This is a genomic window from Brachyspira intermedia PWS/A (assembly GCF_000223215.1).
Classification (GTDB): Bacteria; Spirochaetota; Brachyspiria; order Brachyspirales; family Brachyspiraceae; genus Brachyspira; species Brachyspira intermedia.
In genome coordinates, this window is the sequence record NC_017243.1 from 1375032 (window position 1) to 1392140 (window position 17109).

Consider the following 17109-nt stretch of genomic DNA (forward strand, 5'->3'; position numbering starts at 1 on the left):
TAATAAATATCAATACGTCCACCGTGCGTTAAAAGAATTCTATATATAATCAACTCTAGGGTGGGGATGCTTTTACAATTTAAGCTTTAAATATAAATCAATTTATAATATGTAAATAAAATAAAAAATATAAAGGGCGGGGTATGTAAATAAATCTTTAAAACTTATTTTCACTGCCCACCCTTTAGACTTGTTAATTTAATTTGTAATTTATGTTTTCTTATTTTTATTATTTATATTAGAATTTAAAAGCACCCACCCAAGTTTTGTTTAGGTTTAAAACTTGTACAACGCACGCAGAACAAAATTTTTTATATATGATTACTTTGAATTATAATCTAATAAGTAAATATAATTTTATTTACCGTGCGTTATCTATGAGCTAAACTATTATTAGATACAATGCTACTGTTAGTTATATTATCAGCAAACATAGTCTTTACACTCTCATTTGTAAGAGGAGAATAAAAATCATGTATAAGTTCATAACCCTTTTTTATAGCATTAGTATCATAGGTGTTGTATACATAATTGCTTGCTAGAGTAGGCATATTAATATTAGGATCTTCTTTTATAGGCTTCATTACCACTTCAAAACCATTCTGTTTAAAGAAAGCATAATAAGTCGGTACATAAGAAAAATTAATCTCTTTGTTTTCATTGATTTCTAATGATACAACTGTACCTATATCAAGATGCGGATATCTTCCTTTATGATTAGCAATGAAATTTCCTAATGAATATATAATGATTCCGCTATGATTAGTTCCTTCATAAATTTCTACTGGCCTTGGTACATGTGGATGATGACCTACTATTATGTCAACTCCATTTTCTATCAAAGCTCTTGCAGTTTCCTTTGTTTTTTCTTCAGGAGCAGTTGTATATTCTAATCCGAAATGAAGAGATATTATTTTTATTTCATTGTTTGTGGCAAGTGCCAAATCAGATTTTACTTTTTCTACTAAATCTTCTTGTTTAGGGAAGAAATTCATAAAATAGAAATGATCATTTTTATTTGTTTTATGACTTAGACCATTATCAAGCATAGTATATGCAGATATAAAAAGAGGCACATTATTAATATTTGTTATTATAGGTGCTATGCTAGGAGAATTAGTTGAACCTCCTAAAGTTAATTTATTATTTCTATGAAGTTCTGCTACAGTTTCAGATTCAGCCTGAGCCCCCTGATCATAAGCATGATTATTGGCTATTGAAAAAGTATTGAAGTAATTAAAGAAGTATTGCAAATAATCTAATGAGCCATTAAATTCAGGATAAGGCATTGGCGGTTTATTTGTATTAACAACAAATTCTAAATTTGCAAATACAATATCTCCTTTAAAATAATCTTTCAAATCTATTAAAACATCATTGCTTTCAAAAGCCTTTACAATAGTTGGATGTGTCATTATATCGCCTGTGAATACTAATTTAAGACTCTGAGGTGGTTGAGGCTTTTTTTCTTGTTCCTGCTTATTATCAGCACATGAATATAGTAATATTAAAGATAAAGCAATGATTTATTTTTTTTATCATAATTATTTTCCTAATTAGTAATTATTTATTTTAATTATCTTATTCATTTAAAATTTCTGAATCATTTTTTTCTGAGTCAGTTGTATCTTGTAAATCAATATTATCACTTTCATTTGTTCTTGAATATTTTAAAGGCGTGAATTCCATTTCAACTATTCTTCTGTCTTCAACTTTCATTATCCTTACTCTGTAGCCTTTAAGTATAAAACGTTCATTTGTTTCAGGTATATGATCAAGCATATCAATTACATATCCTGCTATAGTTTGATATTCTTCATGTTCTAATTCTAATTTTAAAGTTTTATTAACATCTTCTATAGGAGCATTTCCATTTATTATGATTCTTTTTCCTTTGAATCTTATTACATCAGCTTCTTTTTTATCGCTTTCATCTTCTATGTCGCCCATTATCTCTTCTATTATATCTTCCATAGTAACAAGTCCGGCAGTTCCCCCATATTCATCAATAGTAATTACCATCTGAAGTTTTTTCTTCTGCATATCATTAAATAAACTACTTATAGTCTTAGTTTCAGGTACAAAGTATGGCAGCATTATATAATCAATAGCTTTCTTTTTTATTTTGTTCATTTTTCCGCCGCCTTTAACATACTCTTTAAATAAAGCTCTAGTATGAAAAATTCCTATTATATGGTCAACTGTTTCCTCATAAACAGGGAATCTTGAAAGTCCTGATTCTACAGTAAGTTTTATAATTTCATTTACATCTGTTTCAGCTTCTATGCATACCATATCAACACGAGGAGTCATAATTTCTTCTACAGTTTTATTTCTGAAATCTATTACACCTGTTAACATCTCATGAGTATATTCTTTAATTATTCCTTCTTTATGCCCTAGATGTATTATTGTTGTTATATCGTCCATACTAGATAATGCGCTTCTTTTTTCAGCATCTCTTAATCTTTTAGGTACAAAATAATTCATTATAAAAGTAGTTATTTTGTCCATTAAAAAAGTTATAGGCTTAAATATAAAATGACAAAACTTCATAAAGTATAGAAGATAAGGCATCATCTTTTCAGCATTAACTCTCATAAGTACTTTAGGCAGTATCTCTCCAAATATTATAATAAGTATTGTTATTGTAGCAGTTGATATTGTAACCATCACATTTGTTGATACATGGGGTAGAATGTCAGCAAGCCTCACAGCAAATACTGTTATAATGGAACTTGCTGATATATTAACTATGTTATTACCAACTAATAGAGTAGGTATCATAGAACTTGATTTTTCCCAGTACTTTTTATCTTCCTCTTTTATTTTTTTCTCTCTTACTAAACGCATTAAGGTAACATCATCTATAGAAGTATATGCAGTTTCGCTTCCTGAGAATAATGCTGAGAGCATAATAAGAATAATTATTATAAATATTTCAAATAAATAAACTAGTAGTACTTCCATAAATAATGAGCCTTATATTTTTTATTTAAATTCTTTTTCTTAATTCCTGCATGAAATTAGTGCCTGGATCTCTTTTACCAGGATTTATATATTTTGTATTTAGTTCTTTATATAGAGAATAATGAGGCAGAGTTTTATCTTTATATTCATAATGTGCTATTATGTATTTTATGCTTTTATATTTACTTTTTATATATTTTATCAATTTAACATTGGCTTCTAACTGTTCTTTTGTTAATTTATCAGCATATCCTATATTTTCTATACTTATAGATGTATAATTAAATCCTACAGTATGTCTTGCTATATATTCAATAGGAGTATTAGCATATATAGTACCATCGAAATCAACTAAGAAATGAGTTCCAACATTTACTTCCCCGCCTGCTTCTATATCAGGTCTTCCTATTAAAGTGTCGTTTTTAAATATATTTACGGCTATACTAAGATTAGGAGTTTCTGTAGAATGAACAACTATTATTTGAGGATTATCTAAATATATTAATTTGCTTCCATAATGCGTTTGTGTGTATTCAGATAATAATTGTAATCTAAGAGCGTTAGGAGTGATTTTGTATTTATCACTTATATCTGGTTTTATTGCCACATCATTAGTTTGTATAACATTGCTGCTTACAGTATTAGTACATGATAATAATAAAGATATTATAATTGATATATAAATAATGTTTTTTATCATTTAATATTATTATGCATCCATAGCAATATTAACGCTGACAAATCCAAGTGATGATTGGAAAGGAATAATTATAGTTTGTAAATTTTTAGGAATTATTTGTATTTCTTTTCCAAAATAAAGTATAGGAGGAGTGATATCGCAGCTTATACCTTCTTCAGCTAATTTAGTAATTGCAAGACCGCTTATAGTATTTCCCATTTCATTTATAACACTTCTCATCATATCTTCAAAATCATCTTCAGAATCATATTCTCCGCGTTTTTTATCTGTAAGATTTTCAGTAAGAAGCTGAGAGAAATTTTCAGGAAATTCATAAAGCACTTGTCCATTAACATCGCCGACAATTCCTATAGCAACACCATATCCGGAGAAAAGTTTACGGCCTTGTCCTTTAACTAAAGTACCTTTTTCCATTGTAAGACCAGCCATCTCTTTGAATATTGATACTAGAGATACAATAAATGGATTGATGAATCTAACGTCCATAAATTTTATAGGTGTTGTAGCCATGTTTATTTCCTTTTGAGTTTTATTTTTATATTTTAATTATAACATAATTGAGTATTATTTCAATTAAAAAATAAATCTAATTAAAATTATAGTACTAAAAGAGAAATTGTCAAATTTAAAAATAAAAAATTGTTTATATTTTACATAGTCTATATAAATTTTATAAATTAAGTACCGTAAATATTTATAGTGAATAAATAAGAACTATTTATATATTTTTTAAATTTAACTTGCTATTTAACTTAAATAATATAGAATAATAGAATCAAATAGGGGTTTATTATGTCATTTGTTCATTTGCATGTACATACACAATATTCAATACTTGACGGAGCTGCCCGTATTAAGTCATTATATTCTAAGAAGGATAAAACTAAAAGACTTATACCGGGATTAATAGACAGAGCTAAAGAATTAGGAATGCCAGGCATAGCTATGACAGATCATGGTAATATGTTTGGTGCTATGGAATTTTTCTCTGAAGCAAAGGATAAAGGTATTATACCTATTATAGGATGTGAAGTATATGTTGCCCCTAAAACAAGATTCGATAAAAAGATAGAAAACTCTGAAGAAAAAAGTGCTATGCATTTAATTCTTCTTGCTAAAGATAAAGAAGGTTATAATAATCTATGTAAATTAGTTACTTTTGGATATACTGAAGGTTTCTATTATAGACCTAGAGTAGACCATGAATTAATAGAAAAATATAATAAAGGTCTTATTTGTTTATCAGCATGTATGGGCGGAGAGATTCCTATTGCTATAAGAAAAAAAGATTATAAACAAGCATCAAAATTAGCTGAATATTATAAATCTATTTTTGGAAATGATTTTTATATAGAACTTCAGGATCATAATATACCTGAGGAGAAATCTTTAAATAGTGCATTATATAAACTTGCTAATCATCATAATATAGAGTTGGTAGTTACAAATGATGTGCATTATGTATCCAAAGAAGATGCTAAAGCTCATGAAATACTTTTAGCAATACAAACTAAAGCCACTTTAGATTCACCAAGAAGATATAAATTCCCAAGCAATGAATTCCATCTAAAAACAGAAGAAGAGATGATGAAGTCATTTGCTAAACTTCCTAAAGCATTTGAAAATACTGTGAAAATAGCAGAGCAATGCAAAGATTTAAATATAATGACTAAGACTTATTATATGCCTAATTATGAGCTTCCTAATGGTGAAACAGAAACCACAGCATTAAGGAAGATGTGCTTAGATGGTCTTAATAAATACTATAATAATGATATACCAAAAGAAGCTATGGAAAGGCTTGATATGGAATTGGGTGTTATAGGAAAGATGGGATTTGAAGGATACTTCCTTGTAGTTCAGGACTTCATTAACTATGCAAGAAATCATGATGTTGCAGTAGGACCTGGAAGGGGAAGTGCTGCCGGTTCAATAGTTGCATTTGCTACTGGAATTACAAAAGTTAATCCTCTTGATTATGATTTGCTTTTTGAAAGATTTTTAAATCCTGAAAGAAAAAGCATGCCTGATATTGACGTTGACTTCCAAGATGATAAGAGGGAAGTTATAATAGATTATGTAAAAGAAAAATACGGTAAAGATAATGTTTCTCAAATAGCTACTTTCGGAGCTTTGGGAGGACGTTCTGTTATAAGAGATGTTTGCCGTGTTATGGGTATAGATTTAGCTACTGCTGACAGACTTGCTAAAAGCATACCTGATGATGTTAAAAGAGTTGTAGATATATATGATCATCCTGATTGTGCTGCTTTAGTTAAAGAAATAGAAGGCAACAGAGAATTAAAAAATATGTATGAGATATCTACAAGACTTGACGGTTTGGTTAGGAATGTAGGTTTGCATGCTGCTGGTGTTATTATATCATCTCATCCTATAGCTGATTTAGCACCGGTTTATCAGGATTCTAAGACAGGTACTAGAGCTTGTCAGTATGAAATGACTTATGTTGAAAGTGCCGGACTTATAAAAATGGACTTTTTGGGTATTAAGAACTTAAGACTCATAAAAGATGCCATAAAAGATATAAAAGATAGATATGGTGTTGAAATAGATATAGATAAGATTCCGCTAGATGATGAAGCTGTTTATGATATATTTAGGAAGGCTGATACAGGCGGAGTTTTCCAGTTTGAAAGTCCTGGTATGCGTCAGATGCTTATAAATATTCAGCCTACAGGTTTTGATGACTTAGTATCAAGCGTAGCATTGTATCGTCCTGGTCCTTTAAACTCAGGTATGGATAAAGACTATGCAGACAGAAAGAATAAAAGAAAAGAAATAGTATATAAACACCCAGATTTAGAGCCTATACTTAAAGAAAGTCAGGGAGTATTAATATATCAAGAGCAGATTATGGCTATAAGCCGAGTTATAGGCGGATTTACTGCTGCAGAAGCTGATGATTTAAGAAAGGCTATGGGTAAAAAAATCGTAGAGAAAATGAACTCTATGAGAGAGAAATTTATTACTGGCGGACTTGAAAGAGGTTATGATGAAGAATTATTAAATTATCTTTTTGATACAATGAAAGGTTTTGCTGAATATGGTTTCAATAAATCTCACTCTGTTTGCTATGCATTAATAGCCTATCAGGAAGCTTATATTAAAGCTCATTATCATATGGAATATTATGTGGCTTTGCTTAATACTGTTATAGCCGATACTGATAAAATAGCTTTATATCTTAATGAAATTAAACAGAAAAATATAGAGATAGTTACAGCAAGCGTATTTGAAAGTGATGCTTTATTCTCTCAAAAAGATGGTAAAATAGTTTATGCTTTACATGCAGTTAAAGGTGTTGGTCTTCATGCTGCTTTGGCTATTCAGGAAGAGAGAGAAAAAAATGGACAATTCAAGAATTTAGAAGATTTTGTAAAACGTGTTGATGTTCATTTAGTTAATAGAAAAGTTTATGAAACTCTCATAAAATGTGGGGCTTTCTCTGAATTCGGACATACTGAAAGTGCATTGCTTAGTTCACTTGATGCTATACTTGCTCATGCTTCTAATTATCAAAAGGAAACTTTATCCGGTCAAACTATGCTGTTTGATTCTATGTCTGAAGATGACAGCGGAAGTGCTTCTTTGGTAATAGAAAAACAAGTGGAATATGCTTCTAATATTTTAATGGAAAATGAAAGAGAAGTTTTAGGTTTTTCATTAAGATATCATCCTTTTGCAAGATATATTACTAAAATTGATTATAAATATTTCCATAATACTTTGGATATTGATAATCTTAAAGATAAAGATGAGTTTTTACTTCCTTGTGTTGTTATGTCAGCTATTGAAACAACTACAAAGAAAAATACTCCTATGATTACATTAAAAGTTATGGATATATTTACTGAATATGTATTTTATATTACAGCTAATAGTCAGATAGAGAAATACAAAGATATGCTTGAAGAACAAACAGGAATATTAATAAAAGGACGCAGAGATAAAAATAGATTCTCAGATAAAATATATAATAATATTGTTGATATCAAATTATTAGATTCTTTCTTAAAAGATAAGAATCTTAAACTCAAAGAAGTAAAAAGAGATAATATAAAAAGAGAGAATAATTCAGAATCAACACCTGAAAATAGACAGGTGCATGTAAATAAGAATGATGCTCCATTTAAAAATACTTCTAATAAAGAGAATGATATTAAAAGATCTGATAATGTTGTTTCCAATGCACCATTTACAAGCAGGCCTAATAACAGTATAGCTGTAAAACATACTAACAGCGGTAAGAAGCAATTAGCATTATATATGAATAAAAATATATTTGATGATATGGATTTATTATGTCTTCAAAATGCTATATCTTCAAACCCCGGAGATTATACAATATTCTTAAAATTGAAATCTGAAAGCGGCATGGAAATATTTAAAATAGGTGAGGATTATAAAGTTGATCCTAATCCTAGATTCTTAAATGAAGCTAAGAGTGCATTGAGATCATTAATAGAAATTGAATATGCTTAATAAAAATAATTTAATTATTTAAAATAACAAAAGGCTTACTGTTAATTTCAGTAAGCCCTTTATTTTATTGAATTAATTATTGAGTCTATTAAATATTATTTTTCAAATACTAAACCATCTCCTGATTTTTTCACCTTTATAGTATCTCCTTCTAAATATTTGCCTGCTAGCATTTCTTTAGCTAGAGGATTTTCTATAAAGTTTTGTATAGCTCTTTTCAATGGTCTTGCTCCAAACTGAGGATCATAACCAATATCAGCAATATAGTCTATAGCTTCATCGCTTACATCTAAAGTTATTCTTCTGTCTTTAAGTCTGTTAGCAACTCTTGCTATTTGATTTCTTACTATCTCAGCAATGTATTTTTTGTCAAGTCTAGTAAATGTTATTATCTCATCTATTCTGTTTAAGAACTCTGGTCTAAATGACATCTTTAATAGTTCCTGAATCTTTTCTTTGATATCATTAGTATCATTAGCTTCAAGAATAAGATCAGAACCTAAATTACTTGTCATTATGATAATAGCATTTTTGAAATCTACTATTCTTCCTTGTCCGTCAGTAAGTCTTCCATCATCTAATACCTGAAGTAAAACATTAAATACATCAGGGTGAGCTTTTTCTATCTCATCAAATAGTATAACAGAATAAGGTCTCCTTCTAACTGCTTCTGTTAATTGTCCTCCCTCATCATAACCTACATATCCCGGAGGGGCTCCTATAAGTCTAGTAACAGAGAATTTCTCCATGTACTCACTCATATCTATTCTTGTTAAAGCATGCTCATCACTAAATAAGAAATCAGCAAGTGTTTTAGCAAGTTCTGTTTTACCAACTCCAGTAGGTCCTATGAACAAGAAACTTCCAAGAGGTTTATTTTCATCGGAAAGTCCTGCTCTGTTTCTTCTAATAGCATCAGCAACTGAAGTTATAGCCTCATCTTGTCCTACAACTCTCTTATGTAATACTTCTTCAAGCTGTAAGTATTTTTGTTTTTCACTTGCAAGCATTTTGCTCACAGGTATTCCAGTCCATACAGATATTACTCTAGCTATATCATCTTCAGAAATTTCTTCTCTTAAAAGCCTTTTCTTATCAGAGTTTTTAGCCTCTTCCATAGCCTTAGTAGCTTCTTCTAATTTTTTCTGAAGTTCTGGTATTTTACCATATTTTATTTCAGCAGCTTTTGCTAAATTTCCTTCTCTTGTATACTGAGTTTCTTTTATATTTAAAGCCTCAAGTTCTTCTTTTAATTTTCTTGTTTCTTCAATTCTTCCTTTTTCATTATCCCATTGAAGTTTCATAGCATTACGTTCTTCAGAAAGTTCAGATAATTCTTTTTCAAGTTTTTCTAATCTTTCTTTAGAAGCAGCATCATTTTCTTTTGAAAGAGCTTGTTTTTCTATATTAAGCTGTAAAATTTTTCTTTCAATTTTATCAAGTTCAGTAGGCTGACTATCTATCTCTATTTTCAATTGGCTTGCAGCTTCATCTACCAAGTCGATAGCTTTATCAGGTAAGAATCTATTAGTTATGTATCTGTTAGATAAAACAGCAGCAGCAACTAATGCATCATCTTTTATTCTAACACCATGATGAACTTCGTATTTATCTTTCAAACCTCTTAATATTGAAATAGTATCTTCAACACTAGGTTCTTTACAATAAACCTGTTGGAATCTTCTTTCAAGTGCTTTATCTTTTTCAATATATTTTCTATATTCATCTAAAGTAGTTGCACCTATTGCTCTTAATTCACCTCTAGCTAATGCAGGTTTTAATAGGTTAGAAGCATCCATTGCACCTTCAGTAGCACCGGCTCCTACAAGAGTATGAAGCTCATCTATAAATAATATTATGTTACCTTCAGATTTTTCTATCTCTGTAATAACAGCTTTTAATCTTTCTTCAAACTCTCCTCTAAATTTAGCACCAGCAACCAAAGCACCTAAATCCAAAGCTAATAATCTTTTGTTTTTAAGTCCGTCCGGTACATCTTGAGAAACTATTCTTCTAGCAAGTCCTTCAACAATAGCAGTTTTACCAACACCAGGCTCACCTATGAGTACAGGGTTATTTTTTGTTCTTCTTGATAATACCTGCATAACACGTCTTATTTCTTCATCACGTCCTATAACAGGGTCAATTTTTTCAGCCTCTGCTAATGAAGTCAAATCACGGCAATATTTATCAAGTGCCTGCATTTTTGCTTCTGGGTCTTGGCTATTAACACTTTGTCCTTTTCTTAAATCTTTTAATGCACTTAAAACTTCTTTTTTACTTATTCCGCTTTTTCTAAGCATGTCTCCTGCTTTGTTATCAGCTTCAACAAGTGCTAAAAATATATGCTCTGTAGATACATATTGATCTTTCAAAGCATTAGCTTCTTTTTCTGCTTTTGCTAAAACTTTACCAGCATTAGTAGATAGATGTAACTGTACATTTTCACCTGTAACCTTTACGTTTTCATCAACTAATCTTTGAGTTTTATCTATCAATGTATTTATAGGTACGCCTATTCTTTCTACTAAAGGCTGAATAAGTCCGTCCTCTTGTTTCAATAATGCTAAAAGTAAATGTTCGCTTTTTATTTCGTTATGGTCTTCACCATTGGCTATATTAGCAGCTTCATTTACTGCCTCTTGGGCTTTTATTGTATATTTGTTATAATCCATATTCTAATTAATTGACGGTTTAAAACCGCCTAACTCCTTTATAAATTAATTATTTAAGTTTTAATTAAATAATTTGTTTTCAGCATTTAATTGCTGTACACTACCATATATGCAAAAAATATGCCAATTAATAGGTATGAAATGTTTTGTTTTTATACATTTATAATATGCATAATTGTTTTTTAGAATATTGTGAATATAATTAATGTATAAATTTTATATATGAAAAACTATATTATGTATAAAAATAATACTATAAATATATATTGTGTATTAATATAGCATTAAAATTTATTATTTTAGTTTATTTCAAAAGTGTAATGAGTGAAAGCCTTATCAGGTTTGAAATATTCATTGCTTCTATCTTTAATTATTTTAATCATATCTGCCATAGCTTTATAGTATAAAAAGTAATAACAATTCTTTTTATATTCTGATATAGGAGAGTTTATAAGTAAATTATAATATTGTTCAGATAGATTTAATGCTTCCTGATATTGATTATTTAATTTGAACTCTCTGTCATAATCCACCAAACGAACTAATTTTCCATTAAAATTAAATAAATCTGCTCCGCCGCTTTCCCAAGCTGTAGATGAAGTTATTTGATTTTTAGGAACTATTGTAACCCAATCTGTTTCTTTAGCATTATCAGGGTGAACAGATGACATTTGAATTTGATAAATACCTGAATTTTTTATATGTTCTTCTGTAATTGTGAAATTAGTTTCAAATCTTTCAACTGCTTGCATAATTTCTTTTACAGGAGGTATTGGATATGTTGTATTGAAAGTCCTATAATATTTGCCGCTAAGTTCTGTATATTTAGGTTCAAAAGGAGTACCATCATCAGATGCTCTATATGTAATTAAAGGATTTATTTTAAGATAGTTTACAATCTCTCCAGCATATCTAAAAGGATATGGTGTTTTTTCTAGCTCCCAATTAATACCATCTTCAGTAGACCATATTCCATCTTCCATAGTAGGTAGATAGGCTTTTAATATATCAAGATACCAATATCCGTCAGAAGTATTATATTTATATGCGTATGAATTTCCTCCTGCCATATACATTTTTTTACCGTCATAACGATAATTATCAATCCTAGTTCTTCTTCCCCAAGGTGTTTCATTGGTTTGCCAATTTTTGGGGTCAGATGTATCTTTATCAACATCTATACTATAATAATATTTTGAATCCAAATAAAAATATTCACTTGAAGGAGGAATAAATCCATCTGTATAATAATCATATACTGTAGGGTGAGTAAATAATAAAAATTTACCTTTAAAATACATCAATGTAGTATCAGCATGTCCTGAGCCAATTCTTCCTTGGAAATTTGGATTATCAAAATCTAATTTAGGTAAAATATATTCCCTTTTATAAACATCAGGAGAGTCAATCCAATTGATCAAGTCTGAAGTATCCTTGCCTCTCAAATTAAGGAAAACAGATGATATATATTTAAAATTAGTATTATAATATTTTATGTTTTTATATTCATATTTTTTCTCTGTCTTTGTATATATTGATCCATAATCACCAGATGTAGGAATTCTTACTTTGCTTTCTTCTATTAAAACTTTTCTTGAATTAAGGTTAGTCCAATATTCTCTTTTTTCTAAATCATCACCTAATGAAAGGCTATGTATTTTAGTTATAGTTTTTCCATTATTATCTATTTTTAATATAGCTCCTTTACCTGTTGGAGTTAATCTTTTAGTATTAGGGTCATATTCATATTCATTAGTTGCAAGTACATGCCATTCATTTTTAAATTTAAATCTTCTTCCATATCCACCGAATACAGTTCCATCTTTTACAATTTCTGGAGTAACAACGATATTCTTTTCTTCTGTTTTTTTAGGAGGTATAGGCAGTGTTGGACTTGGTATAGGATATTCTGGTATTTGTCCGTCATTTGGAAATTCTGTTGGCGGAGGTATAATTGAAGGACTTAATAAATTTATTTTTTTGCATGAAATAATTAGAATAAAAAGAGATGCTAATAAAAATATAATTATATAAAATTTGTTTCTCATAAAAAGTTTAAAATATTTTGATATTAAAATGCCATTTGAATTTGTATCAAAATATATTTTTAATTATTTTATATTATAATATATCAAATAAATATAGTTTGTCAATTTTTGTACAATTATAATTTTTAAATTAACTCAATTAATTATTATTATTATAAAAATTATTATTATTCATATTTTGTTATATTAATATGTATTATGCTATATCAAAAAAATACTATTTATGATATAATATTACGCGAATAATTTAGAAAATTATTTCAATTATATTTCAATTATATGGAAAGTAATATTCGCAATAATTGCGAACTGTTTATTAAGAATTTTTGTATCAATATAGTATTTTAATAATGATGCAATATATTTTAGTAACTTTTTTACTAATTTTTATAATGACAGAAATATTTTTTTTGTAATATAAAATTAAAAATCATAGGAGTTTATTATGGATACTGTATCATCTATAGTAGCAAAAGTTAACAGTTTTTTATGGGATTATTTATTAATAATTTTACTATGCGGAAGCGGGATTTATTTCACTATAAGATTTAAATTCGTGCAAATTTTTAAGTTTAAAGACGGCTGGGATAGAACATTCGGAAGTATCTCATTAATGGGTAAATCCGCAGGTAAAGAAGGTATGAGTTCTTTTCAGTCTTTGGCAACAGCAATTGCAGCACAGGTTGGTACAGGTAATTTAGCAGGTGCTGCTACAGCTTTAATATCAGGAGGTCCCGGAGCTATATTTTGGATGTGGGTATCTGCCTTTTTAGGAATGGCTACTATATTTGTGGAGGCATCTTTGGGACAAAAATATAAAACTACAACAGAGGACGGCCATATTATAGGAGGTCCTGCTTATTATATTCAGGCTGCTTATAAAGGCTGGTTTGGTAAAGTATTATCTGTTTTATTTGCGATATTTATTATATTAGCTTTAGGTTTTATGGGAAATATGGTACAGTCAAACTCTATAAGCGGTGCTTTTGTTAATGCATTTCCTCAAATCAAGCCTATATATGTTGGTGTAGTATGTGCTTTAATAGCTGCTTTTATATTTATAGGCGGACTTAAAAGAATAGCTTCATTTGCTGAAAAGATAGTTCCTATAATGGCTTTGTTCTATATAATAGGTTCTTTAATAATTATTTTAATGAATATTGAAAATTTAGGCTCTTCTATAGTTTTGATATTTACATCTGCATTTAATCCTCAAGCTGTTATAGGTGGCGGTTTGGGAATAGGTGTTCAGCAGGCTATGCGTTTTGGTGTGGCAAGAGGTTTATTCTCTAATGAAGCTGGTATGGGTTCTACTCCTCATGCTCATGCTTTGGCTAAAGTAAAACATCCATGCGAACAGGGTGTGGTTGCTATGATAGGTGTATTTTTCGATACTTTCATCGTTGTAACTTTAACTGCTTTAGTTATATTGACTTCAAATATATTGCAGACACAAATATATCCTTTAACATCTGCTGCTGATATACCAGAAATTTTAAAAGGTGTTGGTTTACCTCAGGAAGCATTCAGATTAGGATTCGGCTATTTCGGCGTTATATTCGTTGCTATATGTTTATTCTTTTTTGCTTTCACTACAATAATAGGTTGGTATTTCTTTGGTGAACAGAATATAAAATATTTATTTGGAGTTAAAGCTAAAAAGGTTTATGCTGTATTAGTTGTAGGTTTCGTGTTATTAGGTTCAGCATTAAAAGTTGATTTAGTATGGTCATTAGCAGATACTTTTAATGGACTTATGGTTATACCAAACCTTTTAGGACTTTTAGCATTGGGCGGCGTTGTTTCTGTATTATTTAAAGAATACAATGAATTAAATAAAAAATAATATTAAATTAATAAAATATAAAAATAAAAGGGCTTATATAAAAAATATATAAGTCCTTTTTTATTTTTAAGTTGATAATTATTTTTTAGGCTTGAATATTAAAGAAATAGAATTGACGCAATGTCTTGTATTTTTAGCTGTGAGATGTTCTCCTATAAATACATGTCCTAAATGTCCTCCGCAATTATTGCATGTTATTTCTATTCTGTAGCCATCTTCATCTAATGACCTTTTTACTGCACCTGCTATCTCATCATCGAAACTAGGCCAGCCGCAATGTGATTTGAATTTATCTTCAGAGCGGTATAATTCAGCACCGCATTGTTTGCAGCAATAAATACCATCTTCAAAAAAATCATTGTACTCTCCTGTGAAAGGGTATTCTGTGCCTTTAAAAATTATTACATTTCTTTCTTCTTCAGTTAATTCTCTTTTTTCCATAATATGTTGCCTCCATTTTATTTATAATTTTCTATAAAAAATATTATTTTTTCTTTATCTATTTCTTTTATTGGTATTATATCTTTGGGATTATTATAATCAAAAATAAGTTCTTTTTCAAATAATCTAACACTATGCCATTTACCATTTTTATATCCTATATTGTTGTAAGTTCCTATTAGATTAAAACCTAATGAATAATGAAGTTTTTCACTTTTTGTATTAGGTACTGTAATCTTTGAATAAATATTTTTTATTCCCTGATATTTTAGAATATCAATAATAATAGAACATAATTTTTTACCGATTCCCATATTGATATTCTTATTATCTAAATATATAGATAGTTCGCAGCTCCAATTATATGCTTCTCTTTCAAGAAATTTATTAGCATAACAATATCCTATGATTTTATTATTTTCATCTTCGCATACTAAATATGGATATTTTTCTATAATATTTTCTATACGATTTTTGAATGTTTCTAAAGTTGGAAGCTTATATTCAAATGTTATGCTTGTATCAATATACTGAGAATATATAGAAAGAATTTGAGAAGTATCTTCAGTATTTGCTAATCTTATTTTCATATATTAATTGAATAGCTCCTTTAGTATCTATTTATGTATTCATAAATTAGATTTTATTAATTATTAGCAATATTTTGATATAGATGAATATATCTCTTTTTGGATTTTACCATATTAATTTAATATAAAAATAATATTATAAAACAAATTATAAGTCAATTTTGGAATTAATAAAATAAATTAGTATCATTTTTATTAATTGTTTATATAAAAAATATTAGACTTGTTTCAAAAGTACTTAACAAAATTAGTTATGTAATTTTCAAAATAATTTTAGCTACAAAATATGTTTTATATGTTGTGTAATAATTAATTTTAATGTGTAAAATTGCAGTCTTTTTGGTTCTTTGTGCCAACAAAAGAACTGGGGTTTGGGGCAAAGCCCCAATTATAAATTTAAAAATACTAAAAATTAAACAGTGTAAATATTTATTAAATTAGTTTTGAAACAAGTCTATTATTAAATTTATTTTACTTGATATAAAGAAGATTAATATTTATAATTGAAAAAAATTAATTAAAGGAGAATATATATGGCTACACCTCATATAGCTGCCAATAAAGGCGATATTGCTGAAACTATACTTTTACCGGGAGATCCTTTAAGAGCTAAATTTATAGCTGAGAATTTTTTAGAAAATGTTACTCAATATAATTCCATTAGAAATATGTTTGGATTCACAGGTACATATAAAGGAAAGAAAGTTTCCGTTCAAGGTACTGGTATGGGAATGCCTTCTTGTAGTATTTATTCTTATGAGCTTATACATTTCTATGGCTGTAAGAATTTAATTCGTATAGGTACTGCTGGTGCTTTGGTAGATAAACTTCATATTGGTGATTTGGTTATAGGAATGGGAGCTTGTACAGATTCTAATTATGCGGCACAGTATGAACTTCCGGGTACTTATGCACCTATAGCTAGTTATGAATTATTAAGAAAAGCTGTTAATAAAGCTGATGAAATGAAGATAAATTATCATGTAGGTAATATAGTTTCATCTGATGTATTTTATGGTGCTAATAATGCTACTCCTAAATGGGCTAAAATGGGAGTATTGGCTGTTGAAATGGAGGCTGCTGCCTTATATATGAATGCTGCTTATGCTGGTGTTAATGCTCTTTGTATGGTAACTATTTCTGATTCTTTAGTTACAGGAGAGGCTACAACTGCAGAGCAAAGAGAAAAAACTTTTACTAATATGATGGAAGTTGCTTTGTCTTTAGCTTAAAAATATATAATAATAAGCATTTATAAATTTATTTTTATGAATGCTTATTATTTTTTTATAAATTATTGACTTTTTTTATAATTTGTATATAATTAATTACTATG

The 17109-nt window shown here is 28.7% G+C and carries 11 protein-coding genes; 3 read left to right on the plus strand and 8 right to left on the minus strand.

Features of this window, described 5'->3' with window-relative positions; all coding sequences use genetic code 11:
- Positions 1–371: 371 nt before the first annotated feature.
- The 4 genes from BINT_RS06085 to BINT_RS06100 form a co-directional block, all read right to left on the minus strand.
- Positions 372–1415 carry a CapA family protein gene (locus BINT_RS06085; protein ID WP_014487675.1) on the minus strand — a complete coding sequence of 348 codons (1044 nt, stop codon included), beginning with the start codon at positions 1413–1415 and terminating at the stop codon, positions 372–374.
- Between the two features lie 166 nt (positions 1416–1581).
- Positions 1582–2970 (minus strand): hemolysin family protein, encoded by a 1389-nt coding sequence (locus BINT_RS06090; protein WP_041177299.1) that lies wholly within the window; start codon positions 2968–2970, stop codon positions 1582–1584.
- Between the two features lie 25 nt (positions 2971–2995).
- Positions 2996–3670 carry a peptidoglycan recognition protein family protein gene (locus tag BINT_RS06095; protein WP_014487677.1) on the minus strand — a complete coding sequence of 225 codons (675 nt, stop codon included), beginning with the start codon at positions 3668–3670 and terminating at the stop codon, positions 2996–2998.
- 9 nt (positions 3671–3679) lie between these two features.
- The gene (locus BINT_RS06100; RefSeq protein ID WP_008726787.1) at positions 3680–4180 is read right to left on the minus strand and encodes a chemotaxis protein CheX; all 501 of its coding nucleotides are present in this window, start codon (positions 4178–4180) and stop codon (positions 3680–3682) included.
- A gap of 282 nt (positions 4181–4462) precedes the next feature.
- Here BINT_RS06100 and dnaE point away from each other — a divergent pair, with 282 nt between their 5' ends.
- A complete protein-coding gene (dnaE, locus tag BINT_RS06105; RefSeq protein WP_014487678.1) occupies positions 4463–8173 on the plus strand; it encodes a DNA polymerase III subunit alpha in 3711 nt (1236 codons plus the stop codon).
- 95 nt (positions 8174–8268) lie between these two features.
- Here the strand turns inward: dnaE and clpB are convergent, their stop codons facing one another.
- On the minus strand, positions 8269–10848 hold the full coding sequence (gene clpB / locus BINT_RS06110; protein ID WP_014487679.1) for an ATP-dependent chaperone ClpB: 2580 nt from the start codon (positions 10846–10848) through the stop codon (positions 8269–8271).
- A 299-nt stretch (positions 10849–11147) separates the two neighbouring features.
- Positions 11148–12896, minus strand: coding sequence for a hypothetical protein (locus tag BINT_RS06115; RefSeq protein ID WP_014487680.1), 1749 nt, complete (start codon positions 12894–12896; stop codon positions 11148–11150).
- Positions 12897–13341: 445 nt separating this feature from the next.
- Between BINT_RS06115 and BINT_RS06120 the strand changes: the two genes are divergently transcribed.
- Positions 13342–14742, plus strand: a complete 1401-nt coding sequence (locus BINT_RS06120; protein WP_014487681.1) for an alanine/glycine:cation symporter family protein — start codon at positions 13342–13344, stop codon at positions 14740–14742.
- 78 nt (positions 14743–14820) lie between these two features.
- Here the strand turns inward: BINT_RS06120 and BINT_RS06125 are convergent, their stop codons facing one another.
- Positions 14821–15183, minus strand: a complete 363-nt coding sequence (locus BINT_RS06125) for a methionine-R-sulfoxide reductase (protein ID WP_014487682.1) — start codon at positions 15181–15183, stop codon at positions 14821–14823.
- Between the two features lie 17 nt (positions 15184–15200).
- Positions 15201–15773, minus strand: a complete 573-nt coding sequence (locus tag BINT_RS06130; protein WP_014487683.1) for a GNAT family N-acetyltransferase — start codon at positions 15771–15773, stop codon at positions 15201–15203.
- A gap of 533 nt (positions 15774–16306) precedes the next feature.
- On the opposite strand from BINT_RS06130, the gene deoD reads away from it, so the two are divergent.
- On the plus strand, positions 16307–17005 hold the full coding sequence (gene deoD, locus BINT_RS06135) for a purine-nucleoside phosphorylase (RefSeq protein WP_014487684.1): 699 nt from the start codon (positions 16307–16309) through the stop codon (positions 17003–17005).
- Positions 17006–17109: the final 104 nt, after the last annotated feature.

Coding starts and splice junctions, on each gene's coding strand:
- BINT_RS06100 (WP_008726787.1), bottom strand. CDS start 4,180: ATGGCTACAACACCTATAAAATTTATGGACGTTAGATTCATCAATCCA.
- BINT_RS06130 (WP_014487683.1), bottom strand. CDS start 15,773: ATGAAAATAAGATTAGCAAATACTGAAGATACTTCTCAAATTCTTTCT.
- BINT_RS06085 (WP_014487675.1), bottom strand. CDS start 1,415: ATGACACATCCAACTATTGTAAAGGCTTTTGAAAGCAATGATGTTTTA.
- BINT_RS06120 (WP_014487681.1), top strand. CDS start 13,342: ATGGATACTGTATCATCTATAGTAGCAAAAGTTAACAGTTTTTTATGG.
- deoD (WP_014487684.1), top strand. CDS start 16,307: ATGGCTACACCTCATATAGCTGCCAATAAAGGCGATATTGCTGAAACT.
- BINT_RS06125 (WP_014487682.1), bottom strand. CDS start 15,183: ATGGAAAAAAGAGAATTAACTGAAGAAGAAAGAAATGTAATAATTTTT.
- BINT_RS06095 (WP_014487677.1), bottom strand. CDS start 3,670: ATGATAAAAAACATTATTTATATATCAATTATAATATCTTTATTATTA.
- BINT_RS06090 (WP_041177299.1), bottom strand. CDS start 2,970: ATGGAAGTACTACTAGTTTATTTATTTGAAATATTTATAATAATTATT.
- BINT_RS06115 (WP_014487680.1), bottom strand. CDS start 12,896: ATGAGAAACAAATTTTATATAATTATATTTTTATTAGCATCTCTTTTT.
- dnaE (WP_014487678.1), top strand. CDS start 4,463: ATGTCATTTGTTCATTTGCATGTACATACACAATATTCAATACTTGAC.
- clpB (WP_014487679.1), bottom strand. CDS start 10,848: ATGGATTATAACAAATATACAATAAAAGCCCAAGAGGCAGTAAATGAA.